At 43.3% G+C, this 4,184-nt stretch carries 7 protein-coding genes; all 7 read right to left on the reverse strand.

The window, feature by feature from the left end:
* Positions 1 to 911: 911 nt before the first annotated feature.
* The 7 genes from HP552_RS07090 to HP552_RS07120 all read right to left on the reverse strand — a co-directional run bounded on the left by HP552_RS07090 (position 912) and on the right by HP552_RS07120 (position 4,060).
* On the reverse strand, positions 912 to 1,241 hold the full coding sequence (locus HP552_RS07090) for a YolD-like family protein (RefSeq protein WP_175394867.1): 330 nt from the start codon (positions 1,239 to 1,241) through the stop codon (positions 912 to 914).
* Positions 1,231 to 1,464: a LexA family protein gene (locus HP552_RS07095; RefSeq protein WP_175394868.1), complete on the reverse strand. Its 234-nt coding sequence runs from the start codon at positions 1,462 to 1,464 to the stop codon at positions 1,231 to 1,233. The genes HP552_RS07090 and HP552_RS07095 overlap by 11 nt, the downstream gene beginning before the upstream one ends.
* A 129-nt stretch (positions 1,465 to 1,593) precedes the next feature.
* Positions 1,594 to 1,821, reverse strand: a complete 228-nt coding sequence (locus HP552_RS07100) for a helix-turn-helix domain-containing protein (RefSeq protein WP_175394869.1) — start codon at positions 1,819 to 1,821, stop codon at positions 1,594 to 1,596.
* 522 nt (positions 1,822 to 2,343) lie between these two features.
* Positions 2,344 to 3,270, reverse strand: a complete 927-nt coding sequence (locus HP552_RS07105) for a glycoside hydrolase family 25 protein (protein ID WP_217506349.1) — start codon at positions 3,268 to 3,270, stop codon at positions 2,344 to 2,346.
* Complete coding sequence (locus tag HP552_RS07110) at positions 3,257 to 3,472, reverse strand: holin (RefSeq protein WP_175394870.1); 216 nt, start codon at positions 3,470 to 3,472, stop codon at positions 3,257 to 3,259. The genes HP552_RS07105 and HP552_RS07110 overlap by 14 nt, the downstream gene beginning before the upstream one ends.
* Positions 3,473 to 3,474: 2 nt before the next feature.
* Entirely contained in the window at positions 3,475 to 3,849 is a 375-nt protein-coding gene (locus HP552_RS07115; RefSeq protein WP_175394871.1) for a hypothetical protein, read from the reverse strand.
* A gap of 22 nt (positions 3,850 to 3,871) precedes the next feature.
* Positions 3,872 to 4,060, reverse strand: coding sequence for a hypothetical protein (locus tag HP552_RS07120; RefSeq protein WP_175394872.1), 189 nt, complete (start codon positions 4,058 to 4,060; stop codon positions 3,872 to 3,874).
* Positions 4,061 to 4,184: the final 124 nt, after the last annotated feature.

The following is a 4,184-nucleotide window of genomic DNA, read 5'->3' on the forward strand; positions in this document are numbered from 1 at the left end:
GATGCCGAGGACCGGGATCGAACCGGTACGGTAGTCACCTACCGCAGGATTTTAAGACACATGCTTTGAGTGATATAGAATGGAACGTAAGGATAAAATGCAGTCATATCAAGGATTCAAGACACTTGCTTATTGGACTGATTTGGACTGATTTCTACAGCTTGGACTACAGTCTGTCCCCAATTTGTCCCCAGCTCGCCCCCTAGTTTACTCAAGCAAAATTGAGTGTTCTAGGGTTGGCGAAACTACTTTTACTTTGATAGGTTTTTTTAACCCTTGTGCAGAAATTAAAATCTGCGCAAGGTTTTTTGCTGCGTCGTGACTTATCGTCTGGTTAATATCGATTTGGTGTGTTCGCATGCTGCACGCCCTTTACTGACAAGTTTACCCACAGTGCTTTTCAATGATATAATCTTGGCATTAAAAGGCTACTGGAGGTCAATAAGTGGAAATCTCCCGAGGGAGATGTAGGCTTCTTGAACTCATAACCGCTAGAGGCTGGTCTCAGACTGAGTATGCCAATCGTTCTGGAAGGTCTCAGCGAATGATATCCCATTTTTGTAACAGTAAACGAGTAATGCTGCCTGAAGATATGTATACCGCTGTGCTTTTACTGGGTTGTAAATGGGAAGATCTATATGAGTTTGAAGTTAAGCGTACATGAGGCGGTGTTACCGCACTCCCCCGGCCCTTTTAGAACAAATTGTTCTAAAACTTGGATATGTAAATAATACCTTTTTCCTATGACATGTGGTGTCGTATTATGTCGATATTCCATTAGGAAAAATATTACATAGTTAAATATCATTTAACAGGTCGTTTAAGATATAATCATGATATGTCTAGCGAAAATAAGAACACACATTCCATTCAAAAAAATGCCTCAGCAATAGAAGCCGAGGCAGCAAACGCTATAACGAAGCTGAAGTAATCTCAGCCATATTAATCCAAGTGTAATCTTCATCGTTCATATAGAGTTTAACTCTACCAGCATTAAAGGCTCCAATGATCCCGCTAATCACCTCATCCTCAAACGGGTTAAAAACCACTAATTGGACCTCAGTCTTTTGATTATATGACTCCATCAATATCTGCATCATTTCTTCAATAGCCTGTTCATCCATAACCGGCTTTCCACGACGTTCCTGTTCCTTCTTGTGTTTAAGTATTGCTTCCCTGTGTTCTGGGAGAATCAACCTAGAACTTTCAAAAAGTCCATTACCGCTCAATTTACTCGCCAAAATAATCAACCTCTTTCAATATTTTAATTCCTCTCGGTGTACTACTAGTCCGTTTTATGTAACCCTTTTTTTCAAGTCTCTCCAAATATCCATGCGCGGTTGATGAAGAAGCAATTCCCATCATATCACCGAGTTCCCTACTCGTAGGAGGGTACCCGTTATCCCGAAAATATTCTTTAATTGCCTGAAATGCTTCTTCTTGTCTACGACTTAACCTTTCCATGTTGTAAACCTCCTAAGCTGTTCGTCAGGTAATAAGAACATATGTTTCATACATGTAAGTATATAGGGAATAGGTCCGATTAATCAATAAAAAAATAATCCGCCAAGGATAAACCCTGACGGACTATAACTATTCATATGGTCTGTACTTTTCACGCAGCTGCTCCGCCTCTCGCTTACGCTCTTCTACATCCGATTTGAGAAAGAGACGAACTGACCCGGATTCCTTAATTGGCACCAGCTTTTCACGCTTCACCAAAGATGAAAGGTTTTGTTTCGAACCTCCAAGCATCTCCACTGCCTCAGCTGATGTCAGCACGTTTTCATTTATGATACGAATCAGTTCATCCCGTTCCATCAAATCACCTCATAAGCAATATTATAATTGTAGCGACACTTAGACCAAGGGAAAGCAGACTAATGATCAAAGTCACTTTAGTTATTTTTGACATACTCATGATTATACATGCTCCCTTCTTGTCATGCTATAATAAGGGAGAGAAAGAGAAGGAACTCACACGGTCGGCCTTTGGGATTAACCGACCGTGCTTGCCTCAAGTCCTAGCTATTTGCGAAGGACTATGATGAGGTTGACTACTGCAGTAAGCAAGCTGACAATGGCCGTGAGAAGCGTGACCAGCTTGTCTACTGGGAGTTCCTTTTTCTTTCTCTTTTTTTTCTTCATTCTTCTTCTCACCTCCTGATAATAATATACCATATCTGTTTACTTTGGTCAATAGGTTTATTATATTTATAGAGGCTTAGCTACAAAAAAAGGGCACTGCCAGCAATTGCCAGCAGTGCCCTTTTCACCGATTCTTTCGGATTCTTTTCATTATATTTTATTTTTCATATTTTGTAAATCCCAAGCGCTTGGGATTTAATTCGACATCGCTTCAATCTTTTTGAGCCGATCATCCAAGTCCTTAACGTCCACGTCTACTCCGGAAATAAGTGCCAGAAAATTGCGCCGTAATCGGTTAATTACTATTGCTGTTTCTTCCCTCGTAATCGGCGCACCTGGACGTGTCCCATCAAAGTACCCATTAGCCTGCGCTTCCTTCCAAGACGCTTCAGCCCACTTGCTTGGCACATTAATATCTCTTTCCTGTGACACTGGCATTTCCTCCTTCACGGTTTTACCATATTTAGCCTTCAGCTGGGCCAGCGTTCCGTCAAACTCATTCAGATCTACCGCGCCGCTAATCCCATCAACTTTCCGATTTCCTCGCGGCAAATAACCGCCTGCCGCTCCGTCACTGTATTGCCAGAAGTCCCACCGAGTCCATCCAGAAGCATCAACAGGCGTTTGATTGCTATACCGCGCAATCCACAATGGATAGCTATTCAAGCCGCTGAAATTACCGATAAAGGCCGGGTAGGTGTACACCAATGGTTTAACACCTGTGAGCCTGTGAACCTCTTCAAGAAACGCCTTAGCTACAGCGGTAACGGTTGCTTTGCTGTATCCGTTTTTGTTTGACTCATAATCCATCACAGGCGGAAGGTCAAATACGTCTATTCCACCAGCTGCTTGAATGGCATTATAGAAGTTGGCCGCCTCAGCTTTGGCCGCTTCGACACTCCCCGCAGAATCATCTACGTAATGGTAAGCACCGATCAGCAAGCCAGCTGCCTTGGCATCCTTCACGAACTGAAGGAATTTAGAAGAACGAAAAGATTTTCCCTGTGTGGCTTTGATGAATACAAACGAGATCCCGTCTGCAGCCACCTTTTTAAAGTCGATATTCCCGTTATGATGGGATACGTCAATCCCTTGTGCATTCAACTGATTACGCGCTTGCATCTGTGCCATCTCCTTTGCTTACTTCTGGTAATCCCGCCAAACTTGTGAGTAGGCTGGTAATCACGGATAATACGACTGTCCCGCCCACTACACGCCAGTCCACTGCTGAAAATACAGTAGTTGCACCAATTACACCAATAGCAACCTGCGCTCCTGTTTTAATCGCCCGAATGCCTGCTGCTTGCCACCATTTCTTTGTCATAATTACACTCCCCCTAACTTAATAGCTGCCCACACGGCTGCCACAATACCTGAAGCTGCGGCTGCAATGATAACTCCGTAAAATGTACGTTTAAACCACTTTTGGTCATCTGCTTGTAATCGCTGAGTAGCAAGAGCTGCCTCGGCTTTGCGTAGTGCATCTTCTGCGATATCCTTTGCTGTATGCAGCATGTCCAACCTGTGATGCGCTGACTTGGTTGATTGATCAGCGCTACGGGCAATTTCCCGGACCGATTCTAAAGCCGTTGCCAAAGTTGGAACAACTTCCAATGTCTTCTCTATACGAGCAAGTTGAATTTGGATATCCGTAAGCAACTTGGAATTCTCATCAGGCACATCACTCACCCTTTCTTCCAAAGTCTATTCCCCCACTTTCTCTCTATTTATCTGTATTTGTATCAGCTTCCAATCCCGCTAGAGCCTCGCCTACCAACTGGTCTACATCCTGCAAAATCTCTCTTTTTTTCTCTGCTGGCACCATCCCAAGAAACAAAGAAATGATTTCGGCAATCTCTTCGACTGGCCGGGAAATATCAGCAGTTATCACTACTTGATGTGTCGCCTTCAATGTCTCACCTCCTTTCAGGCAAAAGGAAACACCCCCAAACTTGTCGAATAATGCTCCGACAGAAAGGAGGTGCCTCAAAATAAAAGCTTATAGAACTGATGAAGAATTTGAAGAAAACTGTCCC

Origin of the sequence: Paenibacillus xylanilyticus (assembly GCF_013359935.1) — a bacterium.
In the GTDB taxonomy this organism is placed as follows: domain Bacteria; phylum Bacillota; class Bacilli; order Paenibacillales; family Paenibacillaceae; genus Paenibacillus; species Paenibacillus xylanilyticus.

Bases quoted from the DNA above. Each gene is read 5' to 3' on its own strand.
- HP552_RS07095 (WP_175394868.1), bottom strand. From the start codon at position 1,464: ATGGAAAGGTTAAGTCGTAGACAAGAAGAAGCATTTCAGGCAATTAAA.
- HP552_RS07100 (WP_175394869.1), bottom strand. From the start codon at position 1,821: ATGGAACGGGATGAACTGATTCGTATCATAAATGAAAACGTGCTGACA.
- HP552_RS07105 (WP_217506349.1), bottom strand. From the start codon at position 3,270: ATGCAAGCGCGTAATCAGTTGAATGCACAAGGGATTGACGTATCCCAT.
- HP552_RS07110 (WP_175394870.1), bottom strand. From the start codon at position 3,472: ATGACAAAGAAATGGTGGCAAGCAGCAGGCATTCGGGCGATTAAAACA.